We start from the raw sequence: 17,950 nt of genomic DNA on the forward strand, positions 1-17,950 counted from the left end.
GACGCGCTATGTTGACCGATGTCCGTCGAATCTTTCGACGCCTGTTTATGCTGGTTTGAAGGCTGTTCCAACACATGCGTATGCGTCTTCTAGTAGTGGGCGGGGAGAGCGCCCTGGGCAAGGCGCTACTCGCCGCCGGTGCCGAAGCGGGCATCGAATTCGTCGCCCCCGAGACTCCCGCGGAGGGCTGGTACGCTGCCGGACTGACCGAGGTCCTCGACCGGGTACGGCCGGGAGCGGTGATCAATCTCGCCTACTACCGCGACTGGTTGCAGGCCGCAGACTTCGATCCGGCCCTGATGCAGCGCCAGGCGCTGGCCGTGCAGCGCCTGGCAGGCCTCTGCCAGCACTATCAGATTCCGCTGATCCAACCGTCCAGTTATCAGCTGTTCGATGGCTCGCGCGTGGCCGGCTATAGTGAAAAGGATCTTCCGCGGCCCCCCGGGGCGCGTGGCGAAGCGCTCTGGCGGGTCGAGCAACTGGTGCGAGCGCTGTGCCCGATGCATATCCTGCTGCGCCTGGGCTGGGTGCTGGACGACTCCCGCGACGGGCGTCTGGGGCGTCTGCTGCAGCAGCTGGACACCGAGCAGGTGGTGCCGATGGCGGGCGACCGGCGCGGCAATCCGACCACCGTGGGCGATGCCGCGCGGGTGTTGCTGGCGGTGGTCAAGCAACTCGACTGCGGCGCGCCGCTCTGGGGGACCTATCACTATGGCGCCCAGGAAGCGGTATCGGAATTGGGCCTGGCCGAGACCGTCGCCCAGCTCTGGCAGGAGTTCGACCGGCCGGTGCGCTGCGAATGGCAGGAGGTGACGCACCTCGAGCGCGCGGATGCCGCGGAAGAGCCACAACAGGGGGTGTTGATCAGTCGCAAGCTGCTCAACACCTTTGGAATCAAGGCGCGGCGCTGGCAGCAGGAGCTGCCCGCGCTGTTGCAGGGCTTTCGGCAGGACGAGGTAGGTTTCCATGAGTGATGCGCCCATTCTGATCACTGGCGGTGCCGGTTTCATCGGCTCCCATCTGGCCGACGCGCTGCTGGCGCGGGGCAGGCGGGTGCGGGTGCTTGACGATCTGAGCACCGGCAAGCGCGAGAATCTGCCGCTGGACAACGAACGTATCGAGCTGCGGGTGGGCGACGTGGCTGATACCGCGACGCTGGAAGCCGCGGTGGCCGGCTGCGCAGCGGTGGTGCACCTGGCCGCGGTGGCCTCGGTGCAGGCGTCGGTGGAAGACCCGGTGGGTACCCACCGGGCCAATTTCATCGGCACCCTGAATCTGTGCGAGGCCATGCGCAAGGCCGGCATCAGGCGCGTGGTCTATGCCTCCAGCGCGGCGGTCTATGGCGCCAACGGTCAGGGCCAGGCCATCGACGAAGAGCTGCCCAAGGCGCCGCTGACGCCCTATGCGGCCGACAAACTGGCCGGCGAGTACTACTTCGACTTCTATCGCCGCGAGCACGGGCTGGAGCCGGCGATCTTCCGCTTTTTCAACATCTACGGCCCACGGCAGGATCCGTCTTCGCCCTATTCCGGGGTGATCAGCATCTTTACCGAGCGTGCCCGCCGCCAGACGCCGATCACGGTGTTTGGCGATGGCGAGCAGACCCGCGATTTCGTGTATGTGGCCGATCTGGTGGGCATCCTGGTGCAGGCGCTGGAAGCCACCGAAGTAACGGCCGGGGCGGTGAACGTGGGGCGCGGCGAGACCATCAGCCTGAACGGCCTGCTGGCAGAGATCGGCCAGGTGCTCGGTGGCCTGCCGCAGGTGACCCATGGGGCCGCGCGGGCGGGAGACATCCGCCATTCGAAGGCGGACAACCGTCGTCTGCGCGAGCGTTTCGACTTCAGCCAGCCTACCGCCATGGGCACGGGGTTGGCGGCGCTGCTGCGGGACTAGCAGGCGAGGCCAGGGGCAAGCCCTGGCCTGTTGAGCTTCGCCGCTGGAGCCGTCTCGGCGCCAACCTAAGGCGCGAGTGGCTGGCGGTGGCCTAGAAGCGATAGCCCAGGCCGACCATGTAGACCCAGGGATCCACGTCCAGATCGACCTTGGCGCGGGCGCCGAGGGCGGTGTTGTCGACGTGGGCGGTGGTGGCTATGTCGATGTAGCGGATCTGGGCATTGAGCATCACCCGGTCGGTGAGCATGAGATCGGCACCGACCTGGGCGGACCAGCCCCAGGAGTTGTCGGCGCGGAAATTGTCGAAGCCGGCCGCGCTGGCGCCGCTGCCGACGTGCTCGTCATAGATCCAGGTGTAGTTGAGGCCGGCGCCGACATAGGGCTGGAACGTCGCCTTGGCGTCCAGCGGGTAGTAGACCAGGCTCAGCGTCGGCGGCAGGTGCTTGAGGCTGCCCAGCTTGCCATTGGCGGCGTCGAGCCCGGTACCCTTGATGTTGACCTGGTGCTCGAAGGGCGTGGCCGCGAGCAATTCGAGGCCCAGGTGGTCGGTCAGCATGTAGGCGACGTTCAGCCCCAGCTGGGTGTCGCTGTCCATGGTCGCCTTGCCGCCCAGATTGGCGCCACTCAGGGCGCCTCTGTCGATCTTGACGTCGGAGCTGCGCTCGTGGGGATCCACGGTGATGGCGCCGGCGCGCAGGATGATGTCGCCGGCCTGGTGGGCCTGGGCGAAGGGGGCGGCCAGCGCGAGGGCGAGCAGGCTGAGACGGAAGAGAGGACGCATGGCGAGGGCTCCGAAGGCATTGAAAAATGGCTGGGAGCAGCCTAGCGAAGCCGGAACGGCGGACTCTTGATCTCGCTCAAGGGCAGGGCAGATCCCTCAGGAGCCGTCGCCCTTGAGGATGTAGGGCTGGATGCGCTGGGCCTGCAGCCAGTAGCCGGCGACGGCCATCTCGCTGCGCTGGGTGCCCACGCCCAGGCGGCCTTCCACCCAGTAGGGCAGGTGCAGCTTGGACAGCCAGAGATCGTGGCTGCCCTTGACGTAGACGATCTGGTTGCCGGGCGGCGGCGGTACGTGGATGCAGGCGCCGTAATAGGGGACCAGCAGGAATTCGGTGACTTCGCCCTCTTCGGTGACCATCAGCGGCACCACGTAGCCGGGCAGGCGCACCTCCTGGCCGTCCAGGGCGGCCACCGTTGGCGCGTCCGGCCAGGGCTGGCTGGCGGCCGGGCCGTCTTCGCCGAGGCCGTGGTCGACGCTGCCGGGATTGAAGCGCGGCGCATCGGCCGGCACCAGTTCGCGCCAGGCGAGTTGGCGGGGGTCGGCCTGGGCCCAGGACAGCCAGCAGAGCAACAGCAGGAGCGCCAGGCGCATGGGGAAGCCTCGTCTACAAACGCACGGACAACCCGTCCGTGAGGGCCTGGCGACAGCCGCGCCAGGCCGGAATGCAGCCGAGCGCCAGCGCCGCGAGCAGGATACCGCCGAGCAGTTGCCCATCGTAGAGCGAGGGCCAGTCCAGTGGCAATGCCAGGCCGTATTCCGCCAGCAGCCAGGGCCGGCCCAGCGCGATGGCGCCATAGAGCAGCGCCAGCCCGGCGAGACAGCCGGCCAGCGTAAGGGCCAGGGCTTCGGCCAGCAGCAGGCCGAACAGATGACGCGGCTGGGCGCCCACCGAGCGCAGGATGGCCATCTCGCGGCGTCGTTCGTTGAGACTGGCGAGCAGGGCGGTGAGCATGCCCACCAGCCCGGTGAGCACCACACACAGCGACATCACCAGCAGCGCCTGTTCCGCCGTGCCGAGCAGACCCCAGAGTTCCTGCAGGGCCACGCCGGGCAGGATGGCCAGCAGCGGCTCGCCACGGTACTCGTTGACCGCTCGCTGCACGGCAAAGGTGGCCACCCGACTCTTGAGGCCGACCAGGGCGGCGGTCAGGTCCTGGGGCGTGAGATCGCGCCGGCGCACCTCGGCGTCGCTCAGCGCAGGACCGGGCATGCCGCCGCGCCAGTCCAGGTGCAGGGCGGTCATGCCGCTCAGCGGGATGTGCAGGGTGCGGTCGACGGGGGTACCGGTGGGGGCGAGGATGCCGACCACGGTGAAGGGGTGGTCGCTATGCTCGGTCAGGCTGATGGTGGCGACACCATGGGCCAGCACGACCCTGTCGCCCAGTTGATAGTGCAGCGCCTTGGCCACCTCGGCGCCCAGCACCACCTCGAAGACGTCGTTGAAGGGGCGGCCCTGGGCCAGCCGCAGCGGCTGGTTGCGCCCGTAGTGATAGTGGGCGAAGTAGTTGCCGTCGGTACCCAGCACCTGGTAGCCGCGGTGGGAGTCGCCGAGGGACAGCGGGATGGTCCAGGCGACGCGGGGATCGGCGGCGAGCTTCTCGTAGCTCTCCCAGCGGATGTTGTTGGTGGCATTGCCGATGCGGAACACCGAGTAGAGCAGCAGATTGACCGCACCGGAGCGGGCGCCCACCACCAGGTCGGTGCCGGCGATGGTGCTGGCGAAGCTGGCCTTGGCCTCGGTGCGCAAGCGTTCGACGCCCAGCAGCAGGGCCACCGAGACGGCGATGGTGAAGACGGTGAGGAGGGCGGTGGCGCGACGATTGCGCAGGCTGGCCCAGGCCAGTGGCAGAAGCGGCATCCTAGGTCTCCGGCCGGGCGGCGTTGAGTTGGGCCAGGGTCAGGTGGCGGTCGAAACGACTGGCCAGACTGCGGTCGTGGCTGACGAACAGCAGGCCGGCGCCGGCGGCAGCGCACTCGGCGAACAGCAGCTGCAGGAAGGCATCGCGGTGATCGGTGTCCAGCGCCGAGGTGGGTTCATCGGCGATCACCAGCTCCGGCTGGCCGATCAGGGCGCGGGCGGCGGCGACCCGCTGCTGCTGGCCGATGGAGAGTTCGCGGGCTGGACGGCGCGGCAGCGCGGGATCGCTCAGCCCCAGGGCGCAGAGCAGGGTCAGGGCCGCACCCCGCGGATCGCCGTGCCGCGCGGTGGCGCGCTCGCGGCGCAGCGCCGAGAACTGGCAGGGCAGCAGGACGTTGTCCAGCACCGAGAGAAAGGGCAGCAGGTTGAATTGCTGGAAGAGAAAGCCGGTGTGGTCGACGCGAAAGCGGTCGCGCCGGGCGGTGGCGAGCGTCCCCAGGTCCTGACCGAGCAGGCGCACCTGGCCGCGACCGGGGCGCTGCACGCCACCCAGCAGGCCGAGCAGGGTAGTCTTGCCACTGCCCGAAGGCCCCTCGAGGAACAGCGCCTCGCCGGGCGCCAGCTGGAAGTGCCGGATGTCCAGGCATTCCGCCTGGCCCGGCCAGGCGAAGCCGAGGTCCTGGATCTCGACCAGGGGGGCGGCGGTCACGACCGTCTTACCATTTCAGCTGCGGTTGCTTGGCGGTCAGTTCGGCGCCTTGCTGACCGCTGGCGACGATGGCCTGGACCTCGACACTGTGACTGTTGGGGAAGCGGGCGAACCAGCCGGAGAGATCCAGGCTGGCGAGCGCGCCCGGCTTGCTGCAGCTGAAGCTCATGCTGGCGTCCACGTCGAGATGGCCGCTCGCGCTGGCGTCCTTGGCGAACAGCGGGCTGATGGCGCTGGCTTCGGTCAGGTGGCAATCGGCTGCCGCGGGCAGCTTCACCAGCGCCTGGGGATTCTCCAGGCTTTGGCGCAGAGCCGCGACGGCGTCCTCTTCCTGCTGGTTGCGCGGGGCATGTTCGAAGCCCAGCAGATCGGCCGCCGGACTGCGCCACTGCAATTCCAGGCCGGTTTCCGTCTGGGCCAGGTCGAGGTGGGATTCGCCGTGCACATGGGCGCCCAGGGCACCGTGCTCGTGTTCGTCATGGTCACTAGCGGTGCCTTGGGCAAAGGCCGGTTGAGCGAGCGCGGCGGCGAGGCAGAGGGTCAGCAGGGGCAGGCGCATGGATGGCTTCCAGTGGGCGGAAAGGCGCTATGTTATGTTGTTGCATTTGCGTGCCGCAACCTCGGTTTGGCGTCGGCCGGTGGCTGTGGGAGCATGGGCCTCTGCACGACGAGGAGAACACCATGGTACGCATTCGCGGAACCATCGGCAGCCAGCCCGTGGATCTCACGGTGGAACTGGACGAGACCGACTGGCAGCGCCTGGCCGCAGCCCTGCAGCCGACGGCGGCGTCCCTCCCTGCTGCGGCGGTGGCCGCCGCCCCCAGCGGGCCCAAGTCGGGCGGCGACATGCTCTGGGACCAGGTGGTGAAATTGCTCAGCCAGGCTGGCCGACTCAGCGGGCCGGACATCCTGGTGGCCCTGGAAAAGCTGACCGGCAATCTGGGCGTGGCCAAGCAGCTGCTGGTACGGCTGAGGCACAGTCCCCAGGTGCGCATGGAGCGGGTGGGGGAGGCGCAGTTCTATATCTGGCAGGGATGAGACTGGGGGTAGGTGAGTGGAAAACGCTGCGCGGTTTTCCACGCTACGAAAGGTCCGCAGCGCCAGGCCGGCGCCGGCTGTGGACAAGGCTGCGCCTGGGGCGACGCAGCCGTTATCAATAGGTGCCTAGTACAGTGCCTGGTACAGGCGGCGGCGATAGGTGGCGACCAGCGGGTGATCGTTGCCCAGCAGATCGAAGACCTGCACCAGGGTCTTGCGCGGCAGGTCGTCACCGTAGCCGCGATTGCGGCGGAACAGGTCCAGCAGACCATCCAGGGCGGGTTCGTATTGCTGGCGGGCCAGTTGTTGCACGGCCAGCTGGTAGGCGGCTTCATCGTCGCCGGCATCGCGCGCCAGGCGACTCTTGAGCTCGGCCACCTCGGGCAGGCTGGCGGCCTGCCGCAGGAAGGTCAGCTGGGCCCTGGCGCCGGCCAGCGCCTGCTTGTGCTCATCGCCCTTGACCGCGTCCAGCACGGCCTGGGCGTCGTCCAGTTCGTTGCGCTCGGCCAGGCAGCGGGCATAGAGGATCAGCGCCAGGGCGTCACTGTTGTCTTCTTCGAGCAGCGCCTTGAGCAGCGCCTCGGCCTCGGCGAAGCGGCCCTCGGCGAACATCGCCTGGGCGGCGTCCAGCGGATCTTCCTCGGCCGGCGGCAAGGCCTGGACATGGGGTTCGAGCAGGGCGCGGATGGCCGATTCGGGCTGGGCGCCGGCGAAGCCGTCCACCGGCTGGCCATCCTTGAACAGCACCACCGTGGGCAGGCTGCGGATGCCGAATCTCATCACCAGTTCCTGCTCGATGTCGCAGTTGACCTTGGCCAGGTGCAGGGCGCCGCCATAGGACTCGGTGATCTTGGCCAGCAGCGGCATCAGCACCTTGCAGGGCGCGCACCACTCGGCCCAGAAGTCCACCAGCACCGGGGTGCTGAAGGAGGCGTCGATGACCTGTTGCTGGAAGGTGTTGAGGGTGGCGTCGAAAATGTAGGGGACCTGGCTCATGGCGGACTCGGCAGACGAAAGATGCACTATAGGTGGGGGCGCCGGGCTTGGAAACAAGGCGGGCCAGCTCAACCTTGATAGAGCGCCACGCGGCGGAATTCGTCCGGCTCGGCCAGATCCGGCAGGGTGCAGGCCTGGAGTTCGGTGATGCGGGTGAAGCCGGGGTGGGCCAGGTCGCGCACCCGCGAGTCGGCCAGCAGGATTCGTTCTGCACGCGTCTGCAGGAGCGCCAGTAGCGGCAGGTTGGCACGGTCGTAGAGCACATCGGCGGCCAGGATGAGATCGAAGCGCTCGGTGCTGGCGTGCAGATCGTCCAGCGTCTCGATCTGCACGGCGTTGGCCTGGGCATTGGCACGGCAGGCTTTCAAGGCCAGCGGATCCAGGTCGCAGCAGACCACCCGCGCCGCGCCGGCCCGCGCGGCGGCGAGTCCGGCGATGCCCGAGCCGCTGCCGAAATCCAGCACCTGGCGGCCGGCGACGTGCTCGGGATGGGCGACGATCCAGCGCGCCAGGGCCAGACCGCTGGCCCAGCAGAAGGCCCAGTAGGGCGGTGCCTCCAGCAGGCGCTGGGTTTCCGCCGGGGAAAAGGCCCGCGCCATGTTGGCCGGATCGATCAGCCACAGCGACAGGTCGCTGCCGGGCAATGCCTGCAAGGAGAGGCAGGCGTCGCCCAGCAGGGCGGTCAGGGCTGCAGCGAGATCGGCAGGGGGCGTCACGGGGTCTGGTTCAGCACCAGTTCGCCGAGATTCTGCGTGGTCGGTCCGCCGACATTCACCGGCGGCAGATAGCTGGCCAGTTGCCCGGCCTGGATCAGGCGCGCGTGGAATTCCACCTTGAGATCCGGGCGGGTGGGAAAGATCTCTGGATTGAAGGGCAGGCGGAAGGCCAGGGGCGCGCCCTTGCCGGTCACCGTCTCGCTGGCCAGCAGACGCTGGGGCAGGCCCTTGGCGTTGACCGCCAGCAGCGCGATCTCGACCTGGGCACCCGCCGGGACCAGACCCTGGGCATTGCGCAGCACCCCGGAGATCTCGCGCAGATTGGCCGGAGTGGGGGCACCGACCACCGGAACCGGCTCGTCGGCCGGGGTGGTGGGCTGCGGCGGCGTGGTTTCGGGTGGGCTGGAGCAGGCCGCGAGCAGACCGGTGAACAGCAGGGGCAGGAGGGCGCGTGGGGTCATGGCGGGATCCGGAGGTCGCGGCCGGCGAGGGCTGCACGGGAGGCTGGAGAGGTCGTCGAACACAGGGCGCTCTTATAGCCCGGCGGCCCCTGGCTGTCGATTCGTCAGGCACCCGGAGGTTCCCGGCAGGGAGTGATCGGGTACCATGAGGGCTTTCCCTTCCGGCGATCGACTCTCTCATGCATTGTCCCTTCTGCGGCGCCCACGACACCAAGGTCACGGATTCCCGGCTGGTCGCTGCCGGTGAGCAGGTGCGCCGGCGACGTGAGTGCCTGGCCTGCCAGGAGCGCTTCACCACCTTCGAGACCGCCGAACTGGTGCTGCCACGGCTGATCAAGCAGGACGGCACCCGCCAGCCCTTCGACGAGGACAAGTTGCGCGCCGGCATGCAGCGTGCCCTGGAGAAGCGGCCGGTCAGCGTCGAGCGTCTGGAAGAGGCAATCGCCCTGATCAAGCACCGCCTGCGCGCCACTGGCGAGCGCGAGATCCGTTCGCGGGTGGTGGGTGAACTGGTGATGGACGAACTGCGCAAGCTGGACCAGGTGGCCTACATCCGCTTCGCCTCGGTCTATCGGCAATTCCAGGACCTGGCCGAATTCCGCGACGAGATCGAGCGCCTGGCCCAGGATCCGGGCAAGCAGCCGGTATGAGCGCCATGGGTAGCGACGAAGTCTGGATGGCCCGCGCCCTGGCGCTGGCCGCCTGCGGCCGCTACAGCACGGCGCCCAATCCGCGGGTGGGCTGCGTCATCGTCCGCGACGGCCAGGTGGTAGGCGAAGGCTGGCACCGCCAGGCCGGCGGTCCCCATGCCGAGGTGCACGCGCTGCGCCAGGCGGGGGAGGCGGCGCGTGGCGCCACTGCCTATGTGACCCTGGAACCCTGCAGCCATCATGGCCGCACCCCGCCTTGCGCCGATGCCCTGGTAGCCGCCGGCGTGGCCGAGGTGGTGGCGGCCATGACCGATCCCAATCCGCTGGTGGCCGGGCGCGGCCTGGCGCGGCTCTCCGCCGCCGGCATCGCCACCCGCGCTGGCGTCCTGGAAGCCGAGGCGCGAGCGCTCAACGCCGGCTTCATCCAGCGCATGCTCACCGGGCGGCCCTTCGTGCGGGTCAAGCTGGCCTTGAGTCTGGATGGCCGCACCGCCATGGCCAATGGCGAAAGCCAGTGGATCACCGGCCCGGCGGCGCGCCAGAGCGTCCAGCGGCTGCGCGCCGAGGCGGGGGTGGTGATCACCGGCGCCGATACCGTGCTGGCCGATGGCGCCCGCCTGACCGTGCGTCAGGCCGAACTGGGCCTGAGCGGAGACGAACTGGAACTGGCCACCCTGCGTACGCCGCAGCGGCTGCTGGTGGACGGCCGTTGCCGGGTGCCGCTGGATGCCCCCTTCTTTCAGGCCGGCGCGGCACGGGTCGCCGGTATGGCCGCCGCGGCGCCCGGCTATGCAGCGGCCGGTCACGACTACCTGGCGCTGCCCGGTAGCCAGGGCCAGGTCGATCTGGCGGCCCTGCTGACCCGCCTGGGCAGCGAGCAGGTCAATGACGTTCTGGTGGAAGCCGGGCCGCGTCTGGCCGGTGCCTTCGCCCAGGCCGGGCTGGTCGACGAATATCACCTGTTCCTGGCGCCCAGGTTCCTCGGTTCCAGCGCCCGGCCGCTGCTGGACTGGCCGCTGGCGCACCTGGCCGAGGCCCCGCAGCTGGAGATCCTCAGCATCACGCCGGTGGGCGCCGACCTGCACCTGATCGCCCGACCGGCCAGGGACGCCTGACGCCCCTGGCCCCGCGGCGGCGAACTGTGTTACAAAACCTGCGCTGCCCTCGGGTGGCGAGTTCTCAGGGCGGGGTGCAATTCCCCACCGGCGGTAACGCCCGATCAGTCGGGACGAGCCCGCGAGCGCTCTCTCGTCCTCTGCGGCGGGGGAGGTCAGCAGACCCGGTTGGATTCCGGGGCCGACGGTCATAGTCCGGATGAGAGAGAACGGGATAGCCTCGCCTGGCAGGGGTGCGAGCCCCTCGTCCGTCTGATTTCCCTTCTGTCCGTACGCCCTGTTTTTTCACCGAAACAGGAGTTCGTCGATGTCTAGCTGCACCGCCTTTCCGGCTCTACCTCGCGGAGGCCTGAGCTGATGTTTACCGGAATCATCGAAGCCCTCGGCGAGATCCGCGCGCTCACGCCCAAGGGCGGAGACGTGCGCCTTTATGTCGCCACCGGCAAGCTCGACCTTGCCGACGTCAAGCTCGGCGACAGCATCGCCGTCAACGGAGTCTGCCTGACCGCCGTGGACTTGCCCGGCGACGGCTTCTGGGCCGACGTCAGTCGCGAGACCCTGAGCCTCACCAGCCTGGGCGGCCTCAAGCCCGGCAGCAAGGTCAACCTGGAAAAGGCACTGATGCCCACCAGTCGCCTCGGCGGCCACCTCGTCAGCGGCCACGTGGACGGCCTCGGCGAAGTGGTCTCCCGCGCCGATAACGCCCGCGCCGTGCAGTTTCGCCTGCGTGCCCCGGCCGAGCTGGCCCGCTACATCGCCCTCAAGGGCTCGATCACCGTGGACGGCGTCAGCCTCACGGTGAACGCGGTGGACGGCGCCGAATTCGAGCTGACCATCGTCCCCCACACCCTCGGCGAGACCATCATGGCCGACTACCGCCCCGGTCGGCGGGTGAACCTGGAGGTGGACCTGCTGGCCCGCTACCTGGAGCGCCTGCTACTGGGCGACAAGGCCGCCGAGTCCAGCAAGGGCGGCGTCACCGAAACCTTTCTCGCCGAACACGGCTATCTGCAGCGCTAAGGACGACACCGTGGCACTTTCCAGCATCGAAGACATCATCCAGGACATCCGCGCGGGCAAGATGGTCATCCTCATGGACGACGAGGACCGCGAGAACGAAGGCGACATCATCATCGCCTCCGAATGCGTCACCGCCGAACACATCAACTTCATGGCCCGCCACGCGCGCGGCCTGATCTGCATGCCCATGAGCAAGGGCCTCTGCGAGCGCCTCAACCTGCCGATGATGGCCAGCCGCAACGCCTCCGGCTTCGGCACCAAGTTCACCGTCTCCATCGAGGCCGCCGAGGGCATCAGCACCGGCATCTCCGCCGCCGACCGCGCCCGTACCGTGCAGGCCGCCATCGCCAAGGACGCCAAGGCCGGCGACGTGGTCAGCCCCGGCCACATGTTCCCGCTGATGGCCCAGCCCGGCGGCGTGCTGGCCCGTGCCGGCCATACCGAAGCTGCCTGCGACCTGGCGCGCATGGCCGGTTTCGCCGAGAGCGGGGTGATCTGCGAAGTGATGAACGACGACGGCACCATGGCCCGTCGCGACGAACTCGAAGCCTTCGCCGAGCAGCATGGCCTCAAGGTCGGCACCATCGCCGATCTGATCCACTACCGCCTGCTCCACGAGCACACCGTCAAGCGCATCGACGAGCAGCAGCTGGAGACCGAACTCGGTCCGTTCAAGCTGGTGACCTACCGCGACGAGGTGGAGGGCGACGTCCACCTGGCGCTGATCCGTGGCGACCTGGCCGGCCAGGAGCTGCCGCTGGTGCGGGTGCACAACATGGATCCGCTGCGCGACCTGCTGCAGGTGCAGCAACCGGGTCGCTGGAGTCTGCGTGGCGCCATGGAGCGCGTGGCCCGCGAGGGCACCGGCGTGGTGCTGCTGCTCGGTCACTCGATCGAGGGCGACGACCTGCTGGCGCATCTGCGCGAGCCGCTGCCGGTGCCCAAGGCGCTGTCCACCTACAGCACCGTCGGTGCCGGTTCGCAGATCCTCCGCGACCTGGGCATTCGTCAGATGCGCCTGCTCAGCTCGCCGATGAAGTTCAACGCCATATCCGGCTTCGACCTGGAAGTAGTAGACTATCTGCCTCCTGAAGAATGACCCTTCCGCCTGGCGCGCCCCGCCCGGGTGGTGCGGCGCGCTTCACCTGGATTTCCACGGACGGCCTGGCACTGCCGGCCGTTCGGCTCTTTGACAACTGGACCCGCACATGAACATCAAGACCTTTGAAGGCACCTTCATCGCTCCCCAGGGCCGCTTCGCCCTGGTGGTCGGTCGTTTCAACAGCTTCGTCGTCGAAAGCCTGCTGCAGGGCGCCATCGACGCCCTGGTGCGTCACGGCATCAAGCCGGACGACCTGACCATCATCCGCGTCCCTGGCGCCTTCGAGATCCCGCTGGCGGTGCAGAAGATCGCCCAGCGCGACGAATTCGACGCCATCATCGCCCTCGGCGCGGTGATCCGTGGCGGCACCCCCCACTTCGAATACGTGGCCGGCGAGTGCACCAAGGGCCTGGCCCAGGTCTCCATGGAATTCGGCGTACCGGTGTCCTTTGGCGTCCTCACCGTCGACTCCATCGAGCAGGCCATCGAGCGCTCCGGCACCAAGGCCGGCAACAAGGGCGCCGAAGCGGCCCTGTCCGCTCTGGAAATGGTCAGCCTGCTGGCGCAGCTGGAGGCCAAGTGAGCGGCGATCTGACTCCGCCCGCGGCCGGCAAGCCCGCGGGCAAGAAGGCCCCCACCGGCAAACTGGCTGCTCGCCGCGAAGCGCGCAGCCTGTCGGTCCAGGCCCTGTACCAGTGGCACATGGCGGGCCAGGCGATCAACGAGATCGAGGCGCAGTTTCGCGTCGACAACGATTTCGCCAAGGTCGACGGCGCCTACTTCCATGAAGTCCTGCATGGCGTCCCGGCCAACAAGAGCGAGATCGACGGTCTGATCCTGCCCTGCCTGGACCGCGCCATGAACGAGGTGGATCCGGTCGAGCTGGCGGTGCTGCGACTGTCCTGCTACGAGCTGCTCAAGCGCATCGACGTGCCCTACCGGGTGGTGATCAACGAAGGCATCGAGATGGCCAAGATCTTCGGCGCCACCGATGGCCACAAGTTCGTCAACGGCGTGCTGGACAAGCTGGCGCCCAAGCTGCGCAGCGCCGAGTTGCGCGGCAAGCGCTGATCGCCCACGTCGGCATGGGTGAATTCGAACTCATCCGTCGCTATTTCGCCGCGGCGCCCTGCGCTCGCGGCGGTCCCGGCGTGGCGCTGGGCATCGGCGATGACTGCGCGCTGCTGGCACCCGCTCCCGGTGAGCAACTGGCGGTCTCCACCGACACCCTGACCGCCGGGGTGCATTTCCCCGATCCCTGCCCGGATGCCCATGGCCTCGGCCAGCGTGCCCTGGCAGTGAGCGCCAGCGACCTAGCCGCCATGGGCGCCGCGCCCCTGGGTTTCACCCTGGCGTTGACCCTGCCGTCCGTCGAGCCCGCCTGGCTGGAAGGCCTGGCGGCAGGCCTCGCGCAGATGGCCGAACAGTGCGAGCTGCGCCTGGTCGGTGGCGACACCACTCGCGGTCCGCTGTCCCTCACCCTCACGGTCTTCGGCCAGGTGCCGGCCGGTCAGGCACTGCTGCGCAGCGGTGCCCGTCCGGGCGATCTGCTGTGCCTGGGCGGTGCGCCGGGCGAGGCGGGCGGGGCCTTGCCCTTCGTCCTCGGTCAGCGTGCAGCTGAGGGCGCCGCCAGTCGGCACCTGCTGGCGCGCTACTGGGCACCCCAGCCGCAATTCGAGCTTGGCCTCTGGCTGCGCGGGCGGGCGACGGCGGCCCAGGACGTTTCCGACGGCCTGGTCGCCGATTGCGGCCACATCGCCGCCGCCTCCGGCGTCCGCCTGGTCGTGGAGACGGCGCGGCTGCCGGTGAGTCCGGCGCTGACCGCACTGTTCCCGGCCGACGAGGTGCTGCGCCTGGCCCTGGGCGCCGGCGACGACTACCTGCTGGTCTTCACCCTGCCGCCCGAGCAGGCGCCGGCCCTGGCCGCCGCCTGGCCTCAGGCACAGGTGATCGGGCGGGTCGAGGCGGGCAGCGGCGTCCAGGTGCTCGCCGCCGACGGTCAGCCGCTGACGCCGCTACACAGCGGTTTCCAACATTTCTAGCGCCCCGGCGCGGAGTCCTTCCTTGAGCGAACAGCAAGCCCCCGCCCAGCCGGTCCCCCCGTCGGTCTGGCGTGATCCCTGGCACTTCCTGGCCTTTGGCCTGGGTTCCGGCACCCTGCCCAAGGCGCCCGGCACCTGGGGGTCACTGATCGCCTTGCCCTTCGTGCCGCTCTGGCAACTGCTCGGCGGCTGGAGCTATCCGCTGCTGCTGGTGCTGCTCTCCGTGTTCGGCTGCTGGCTGTGCGGCAAGGTCGCCCGGGAGCTGGGCGTGCACGATCACGAGGGCATCGTCTGGGACGAGATGGTCGGCATCTGGATCACCTTCTGGCTGGCGCCTCCGGGCTTGATCTGGCTGCTGGTGGGTTTCGTCGCCTTCCGCGTACTAGACATCTGCAAGCCCTGGCCAATCCGCTGGCTGGATGTCAATGTCCGCGGCGGCGTCGGCATCATGGTCGACGATGTACTGGCCGGCATCCTCGCCTGGCTGGTGGTTCAGGGATTACACATCGGTTGGGGTCATCTCGTCGGCTGACGAGACGCAGGCCCAAGGAGCAGGGCAGTGAAGAGACTGGGCGCGTGCGGCCTCATCTGGGCCGTCGGTACGCTCGCCTGGGCGCAACCCCAGGTCAGGGTCGTGGGGTTGTTCAATGGCGCGGCGGTGGTCAACGTCAACGGCCAGCGCAAATTGCTGCGGGTCGGCCAGCGCCTGGACGAGGTCGAGGTGGTCAGCGCGGATTCCCAGCAGGCGGTGCTGCGCATCGACGGCCGGACTCAGGCCTTTGCCCTCGACCGCGAATACAGCGATGGCTACAGCGCCCCGCAGCGCCGTGAATTCAGCGTGCCGCGTAGCAACAATGGTCATTATCAGGTCACCGCCAACGTCAATGGTCGTCCGGTGTCGCTGCTGGTGGACACCGGCGCCACCAGCGTCGCCCTGAGTGGCGCCCAGGCCGATCAGCTGGGCATCAGCTATCGCGACGGCACCCCGGGCTGGGTGGAAACCGCCAGCGGTCATGCCCGCGCCTGGCGCACCACGCTCAAGCAGGTGCGCCTGGGTGACATCGAGGTGGTCGGGGTGGACGCCATGGTCCTGGAGGGCAACTATCCCAGCCAGGGCCTGCTGGGCATGAGTTTCCTCAATCGCGTGGGCTGGCGCGAGGCCCAGGGTATCTTCTACGTCCAGGCGCGCTGAGAGCCTGTTCAAAATCTGCTGCGCGTCGGCCAAGCTGCGTTGAAAAGGGCCTGGAAGGCCAGCCCCGTTGGAATGCTCATTTACCACTCGTAAACTCGTTCGCGAGCCCGGTCCGCTTCCTTAGCCCTTTTCGTGGGGCCGCCTAGGCCTTGCTTGGCTCTAGCTCGCTAGGTTTTGAACAGGCTCTGATAGATCGCGATGTGTCATCGTCATAACCCCTGGCGATGACGCCGGGCCCGGGGAAAAGGTTACAATGTACGTCTTTCCCCGCCAGGAGCCCGCAGGTGTCCGTCGTCTTTGTCGCCGCCTCCCAACTGCCCACCCCCTTTGGCCTGTTCACCATGCACGGTTTCCTCGACGAGACCGATGGCAAGGAGCATGTCGCCCTGACCTTCGGTGACGTGGCCGATGGCGAGCCGGTGCTGGGCCGCCTGCATTCCGAGTGCCTGACCGGCGACGCGCTGTTCAGCCTGAGATGCGACTGCGGCTTCCAGCTGGAGGCGGCGCTGCGCGCCATCGCCGAAGCCGGTCGTGGCGTGCTGCTCTATCTGCGTCAGGAAGGGCGAGGCATCGGGCTGCTCAACAAGATCCGCGCCTATGAGCTGCAGGATGCCGGCGCCGATACCGTGGAAGCCAACGAGCGCCTGGGTTTCGGTGCCGACCAGCGCACCTATGCGCTGTGCAAGCCGATGCTCGACCACCTGGGCATCACCTCGCTGCGCCTGATGACCAACAATCCGCGCAAGGTGAAGGCCCTCGAGGTCCTGGGCATCCCGGTCGCCGAGCGGGTGCCGCTGCAGGAAGGGCTCAATCCGCACAACCGCCGCTATCTGCTGACCAAGGCCGGCAAGCTCGGCCACATGCTCGGCAATCTGCATCAGAACGAAGACGTGGAAAAGGCGCCCTAGGGCTAATGCCAGTCAGTTAAGAGCTTCACCTTGACGCCTGACTGTCGTCGCACAGAATCCGGTGCTTGATTCCTCAAGCACCGGATTTTTTATGCGTATTGCTCAAGCCTTGGAAATGACTCGCGAGCTCTCTTCGGCCACACAGACACTGGAGGCCCTGGGCGAACTGCTCGATCCTGAGCTGGTCAAGACCGCCCTGGAAACGGCCGGAGTCGCTACCCTACGCAAACGCAGGCTGCCGCTGGAATCCATGCTCTGGTGCGTCATCGGCCTGGCCCTGTTTCGTCGCCTGTCGGCCTGGGATGTGGTCAACCAACTGGACATCATGCTGCCCGGTCAGAAGCCATTGGTAGCGCCCAGCGCGGTGGTGCAAGGCCGTCAGCGATTGGGAAGCGACGCTGTACGGGAGGTGTTTCAACTGACCCAACAGCGCTGGCATGAGACGGCCGAACATCCAGGCTGGCAGGGGCTGCGCTTGCTCGGTGTGGACGGCGTGGTCTGGCGCGCTCCGGACACGCTCGAAAATCGCGAGCGCTACGGCTCGGCGATCAATCAGTACGGTGATGGAGGATTTCCCCAGATCCGCATGGTGTGCCAGATGGAACTGACCAGCCATTTGCTGGTAAGCAGCGCCTTCGACGCTTATGCCAGCAATGAAATGAAGCTGGCCGAGCAATTGATCGAGGGCACCCCCGACCATTCGCTGACGTTGTTCGACAAGGGCTTTTACTCTTTAGGTCTGCTACATCGCTGGCAGCGAACCGGTAACGAACGGCACTGGCTATTGCCACTGCGCAAAGACGCCCAATACGAGGTGATACGCTCACTGGGCAAGCAGGATGCGATTGTCAGCCTTCGAACTTCGCCGCAGGCCCGCCGACAATGGCCCGGCTTGCCGGACACCTTGCAGGCGCGACTGCTGAGCAAGACCGTCAAGGGCAAGCGGCGCCAGATCCTTACTTCCATGACGGACCCTGGGCGTTTCGTCTCCGATGAGATCGTCGATCTCTACAGCCACCGCTGGGAAATCGAGCTCGGCTATCGTGAGATCAAGCAGGGTCTACTCGATGGCCGTTACACGCTACGCAGCAAAACGCCCGACATGGTGGCGCAGGAGCTATGGGGGCTACTGCTGGGATACAACCTACTGCGTTATCAGATGGTACAGATGAGTCGCCAGTGCCCGGGAGTTCATCCCTGCGAGATGAGCTTCTCCGCCTGCAGCTGGGCCATCCTGAAATTCCTGCTGAGCCTTTCGCTGAATAGCCCTGGCAACATCCCACGTGATATGGCCGAACTGCACGCCTTGGCACCGCACTTCGTTCTACCGCATAGGCGCGATTACCGGGCCTATCCGAGAGTCATCAAGGCCAAGCCCTCGAAGTATCCGACCAGAAAAAAAATGCCAGTCAGCTTAACTGACCGGCATTAGCCCTAGGGCGCCTTTTTTTATCTCAGCTTGGATG

Annotated in this window: 22 protein-coding genes and 1 riboswitch; of the genes, 14 read left to right on the forward strand and 8 right to left on the reverse strand. The window is 67.6% G+C overall.

Translation table 11 applies throughout. The annotated features are described in order from the left end of the window. Window positions 1-74: 74 nt before the first annotated feature. Window positions 75-974, forward strand: coding sequence for a sugar nucleotide-binding protein (locus AABM56_RS02260; protein WP_178083888.1), 900 nt, complete (start codon window positions 75-77; stop codon window positions 972-974). Beyond that, the gene (locus AABM56_RS02265; RefSeq protein ID WP_133860563.1) at window positions 967-1,896 is read left to right on the forward strand and encodes an NAD-dependent epimerase/dehydratase family protein; all 930 of its coding nucleotides are present in this window, start codon (window positions 967-969) and stop codon (window positions 1,894-1,896) included. Before AABM56_RS02260 ends, AABM56_RS02265 begins: the two co-directional genes overlap by 8 nt. Window positions 1,897-1,987: 91 nt before the next feature. On the opposite strand, the gene AABM56_RS02270 is transcribed toward AABM56_RS02265, so the two are convergent. The 5 genes from AABM56_RS02270 to AABM56_RS02290 all read right to left on the reverse strand — a co-directional run bounded on the left by AABM56_RS02270 (window position 1,988) and on the right by AABM56_RS02290 (window position 5,803). Continuing rightward, window positions 1,988-2,677 carry an OmpW family protein gene (locus AABM56_RS02270; RefSeq protein WP_027601114.1) on the reverse strand — a complete coding sequence of 230 codons (690 nt, stop codon included), beginning with the start codon at window positions 2,675-2,677 and terminating at the stop codon, window positions 1,988-1,990. A gap of 96 nt (window positions 2,678-2,773) precedes the next feature. After that, the gene (locus AABM56_RS02275; protein WP_133860565.1) at window positions 2,774-3,268 is read right to left on the reverse strand and encodes a DUF3299 domain-containing protein; all 495 of its coding nucleotides are present in this window, start codon (window positions 3,266-3,268) and stop codon (window positions 2,774-2,776) included. Between the two features lie 13 nt (window positions 3,269-3,281). Further along, window positions 3,282-4,535 (reverse strand): ABC transporter permease, encoded by a 1,254-nt coding sequence (locus AABM56_RS02280; RefSeq protein ID WP_347883811.1) that lies wholly within the window; start codon window positions 4,533-4,535, stop codon window positions 3,282-3,284. Between the two features lies 1 nt (window position 4,536). Beyond that, window positions 4,537-5,244, reverse strand: coding sequence for an ABC transporter ATP-binding protein (locus tag AABM56_RS02285; protein ID WP_133860567.1), 708 nt, complete (start codon window positions 5,242-5,244; stop codon window positions 4,537-4,539). Window positions 5,245-5,251: 7 nt separating this feature from the next. After that, a complete protein-coding gene (locus tag AABM56_RS02290; RefSeq protein ID WP_133860568.1) occupies window positions 5,252-5,803 on the reverse strand; it encodes a DUF2796 domain-containing protein in 552 nt (183 codons plus the stop codon). A gap of 122 nt (window positions 5,804-5,925) precedes the next feature. Between AABM56_RS02290 and AABM56_RS02295 the strand changes: the two genes are divergently transcribed. Beyond that, on the forward strand, window positions 5,926-6,282 hold the full coding sequence (locus tag AABM56_RS02295; protein ID WP_133860569.1) for a hypothetical protein: 357 nt from the start codon (window positions 5,926-5,928) through the stop codon (window positions 6,280-6,282). A gap of 126 nt (window positions 6,283-6,408) precedes the next feature. On the opposite strand, the gene trxA is transcribed toward AABM56_RS02295, so the two are convergent. The 3 genes from trxA to AABM56_RS02310 all read right to left on the reverse strand — a co-directional run bounded on the left by trxA (window position 6,409) and on the right by AABM56_RS02310 (window position 8,455). Beyond that, window positions 6,409-7,278, reverse strand: a complete 870-nt coding sequence (trxA, locus tag AABM56_RS02300) for a thioredoxin (protein WP_347883812.1) — start codon at window positions 7,276-7,278, stop codon at window positions 6,409-6,411. 68 nt (window positions 7,279-7,346) lie between these two features. After that, window positions 7,347-7,994: a methyltransferase gene (locus AABM56_RS02305; protein WP_133860571.1), complete on the reverse strand. Its 648-nt coding sequence runs from the start codon at window positions 7,992-7,994 to the stop codon at window positions 7,347-7,349. Further along, the gene (locus tag AABM56_RS02310) at window positions 7,991-8,455 is read right to left on the reverse strand and encodes a YbaY family lipoprotein (RefSeq protein ID WP_133860572.1); all 465 of its coding nucleotides are present in this window, start codon (window positions 8,453-8,455) and stop codon (window positions 7,991-7,993) included. Before AABM56_RS02310 ends, AABM56_RS02305 begins: the two co-directional genes overlap by 4 nt. A 179-nt stretch (window positions 8,456-8,634) precedes the next feature. Between AABM56_RS02310 and nrdR the strand changes: the two genes are divergently transcribed. The 11 genes from nrdR to AABM56_RS02365 all read left to right on the forward strand — a co-directional run bounded on the left by nrdR (window position 8,635) and on the right by AABM56_RS02365 (window position 17,916). Then, window positions 8,635-9,105 (forward strand): transcriptional regulator NrdR, encoded by a 471-nt coding sequence (gene nrdR / locus AABM56_RS02315; RefSeq protein ID WP_007161213.1) that lies wholly within the window; start codon window positions 8,635-8,637, stop codon window positions 9,103-9,105. Beyond that, on the forward strand, window positions 9,102-10,220 hold the full coding sequence (gene ribD / locus AABM56_RS02320) for a bifunctional diaminohydroxyphosphoribosylaminopyrimidine deaminase/5-amino-6-(5-phosphoribosylamino)uracil reductase RibD (RefSeq protein WP_133860573.1): 1,119 nt from the start codon (window positions 9,102-9,104) through the stop codon (window positions 10,218-10,220). The genes nrdR and ribD overlap by 4 nt, the downstream gene beginning before the upstream one ends. Window positions 10,221-10,276: 56 nt before the next feature. Continuing rightward, window positions 10,277-10,435, forward strand: a riboswitch (FMN riboswitch). A 142-nt stretch (window positions 10,436-10,577) separates the two neighbouring features. After that, window positions 10,578-11,240 (forward strand): riboflavin synthase, encoded by a 663-nt coding sequence (locus AABM56_RS02325; RefSeq protein WP_133860574.1) that lies wholly within the window; start codon window positions 10,578-10,580, stop codon window positions 11,238-11,240. Between the two features lie 10 nt (window positions 11,241-11,250). Then, window positions 11,251-12,339 carry a bifunctional 3,4-dihydroxy-2-butanone-4-phosphate synthase/GTP cyclohydrolase II gene (ribBA, locus tag AABM56_RS02330; protein WP_133860575.1) on the forward strand — a complete coding sequence of 363 codons (1,089 nt, stop codon included), beginning with the start codon at window positions 11,251-11,253 and terminating at the stop codon, window positions 12,337-12,339. Between the two features lie 109 nt (window positions 12,340-12,448). Then, the gene (ribE, locus tag AABM56_RS02335; protein WP_007161209.1) at window positions 12,449-12,925 is read left to right on the forward strand and encodes a 6,7-dimethyl-8-ribityllumazine synthase; all 477 of its coding nucleotides are present in this window, start codon (window positions 12,449-12,451) and stop codon (window positions 12,923-12,925) included. Between the two features lie 8 nt (window positions 12,926-12,933). After that, window positions 12,934-13,413, forward strand: coding sequence for a transcription antitermination factor NusB (nusB, locus tag AABM56_RS02340; protein ID WP_221191688.1), 480 nt, complete (start codon window positions 12,934-12,936; stop codon window positions 13,411-13,413). Between the two features lie 14 nt (window positions 13,414-13,427). Beyond that, on the forward strand, window positions 13,428-14,384 hold the full coding sequence (thiL, locus tag AABM56_RS02345) for a thiamine-phosphate kinase (RefSeq protein ID WP_133860577.1): 957 nt from the start codon (window positions 13,428-13,430) through the stop codon (window positions 14,382-14,384). A gap of 22 nt (window positions 14,385-14,406) precedes the next feature. Beyond that, window positions 14,407-14,916 (forward strand): phosphatidylglycerophosphatase A, encoded by a 510-nt coding sequence (locus AABM56_RS02350; RefSeq protein ID WP_133860578.1) that lies wholly within the window; start codon window positions 14,407-14,409, stop codon window positions 14,914-14,916. Window positions 14,917-14,943: 27 nt separating this feature from the next. Next, the gene (locus AABM56_RS02355; RefSeq protein WP_133860579.1) at window positions 14,944-15,576 is read left to right on the forward strand and encodes a TIGR02281 family clan AA aspartic protease; all 633 of its coding nucleotides are present in this window, start codon (window positions 14,944-14,946) and stop codon (window positions 15,574-15,576) included. Window positions 15,577-15,860: 284 nt separating this feature from the next. Continuing rightward, entirely contained in the window at window positions 15,861-16,484 is a 624-nt protein-coding gene (gene ribA, locus AABM56_RS02360; protein WP_133860580.1) for a GTP cyclohydrolase II, read from the forward strand. 91 nt (window positions 16,485-16,575) lie between these two features. Next, window positions 16,576-17,916 carry an IS4 family transposase gene (locus AABM56_RS02365; RefSeq protein ID WP_263259874.1) on the forward strand — a complete coding sequence of 447 codons (1,341 nt, stop codon included), beginning with the start codon at window positions 16,576-16,578 and terminating at the stop codon, window positions 17,914-17,916. Window positions 17,917-17,950: the final 34 nt, after the last annotated feature.

Origin of the sequence: Pseudomonas aestiva, assembly GCF_039908605.1 — a bacterium.
Lineage (GTDB): Bacteria > Pseudomonadota > Gammaproteobacteria > Pseudomonadales > Pseudomonadaceae > Chryseomonas > Chryseomonas aestiva.

Coding starts and splice junctions, on each gene's coding strand:
- AABM56_RS02310 (WP_133860572.1), bottom strand. CDS start 8,455: ATGACCCCACGCGCCCTCCTGCCCCTGCTGTTCACCGGTCTGCTCGCG.
- ribD (WP_133860573.1), top strand. CDS start 9,102: ATGAGCGCCATGGGTAGCGACGAAGTCTGGATGGCCCGCGCCCTGGCG.
- AABM56_RS02280 (WP_347883811.1), bottom strand. CDS start 4,535: ATGCCGCTTCTGCCACTGGCCTGGGCCAGCCTGCGCAATCGTCGCGCC.
- AABM56_RS02325 (WP_133860574.1), top strand. CDS start 10,578: ATGTTTACCGGAATCATCGAAGCCCTCGGCGAGATCCGCGCGCTCACG.
- AABM56_RS02270 (WP_027601114.1), bottom strand. CDS start 2,677: ATGCGTCCTCTCTTCCGTCTCAGCCTGCTCGCCCTCGCGCTGGCCGCC.
- AABM56_RS02290 (WP_133860568.1), bottom strand. CDS start 5,803: ATGCGCCTGCCCCTGCTGACCCTCTGCCTCGCCGCCGCGCTCGCTCAA.
- AABM56_RS02295 (WP_133860569.1), top strand. CDS start 5,926: ATGGTACGCATTCGCGGAACCATCGGCAGCCAGCCCGTGGATCTCACG.
- ribE (WP_007161209.1), top strand. CDS start 12,449: ATGAACATCAAGACCTTTGAAGGCACCTTCATCGCTCCCCAGGGCCGC.
- thiL (WP_133860577.1), top strand. CDS start 13,428: ATGGGTGAATTCGAACTCATCCGTCGCTATTTCGCCGCGGCGCCCTGC.
- trxA (WP_347883812.1), bottom strand. CDS start 7,278: ATGAGCCAGGTCCCCTACATTTTCGACGCCACCCTCAACACCTTCCAG.
- AABM56_RS02265 (WP_133860563.1), top strand. CDS start 967: ATGAGTGATGCGCCCATTCTGATCACTGGCGGTGCCGGTTTCATCGGC.
- nrdR (WP_007161213.1), top strand. CDS start 8,635: ATGCATTGTCCCTTCTGCGGCGCCCACGACACCAAGGTCACGGATTCC.
- AABM56_RS02275 (WP_133860565.1), bottom strand. CDS start 3,268: ATGCGCCTGGCGCTCCTGCTGTTGCTCTGCTGGCTGTCCTGGGCCCAG.
- AABM56_RS02260 (WP_178083888.1), top strand. CDS start 75: ATGCGTATGCGTCTTCTAGTAGTGGGCGGGGAGAGCGCCCTGGGCAAG.
- AABM56_RS02365 (WP_263259874.1), top strand. CDS start 16,576: ATGCGTATTGCTCAAGCCTTGGAAATGACTCGCGAGCTCTCTTCGGCC.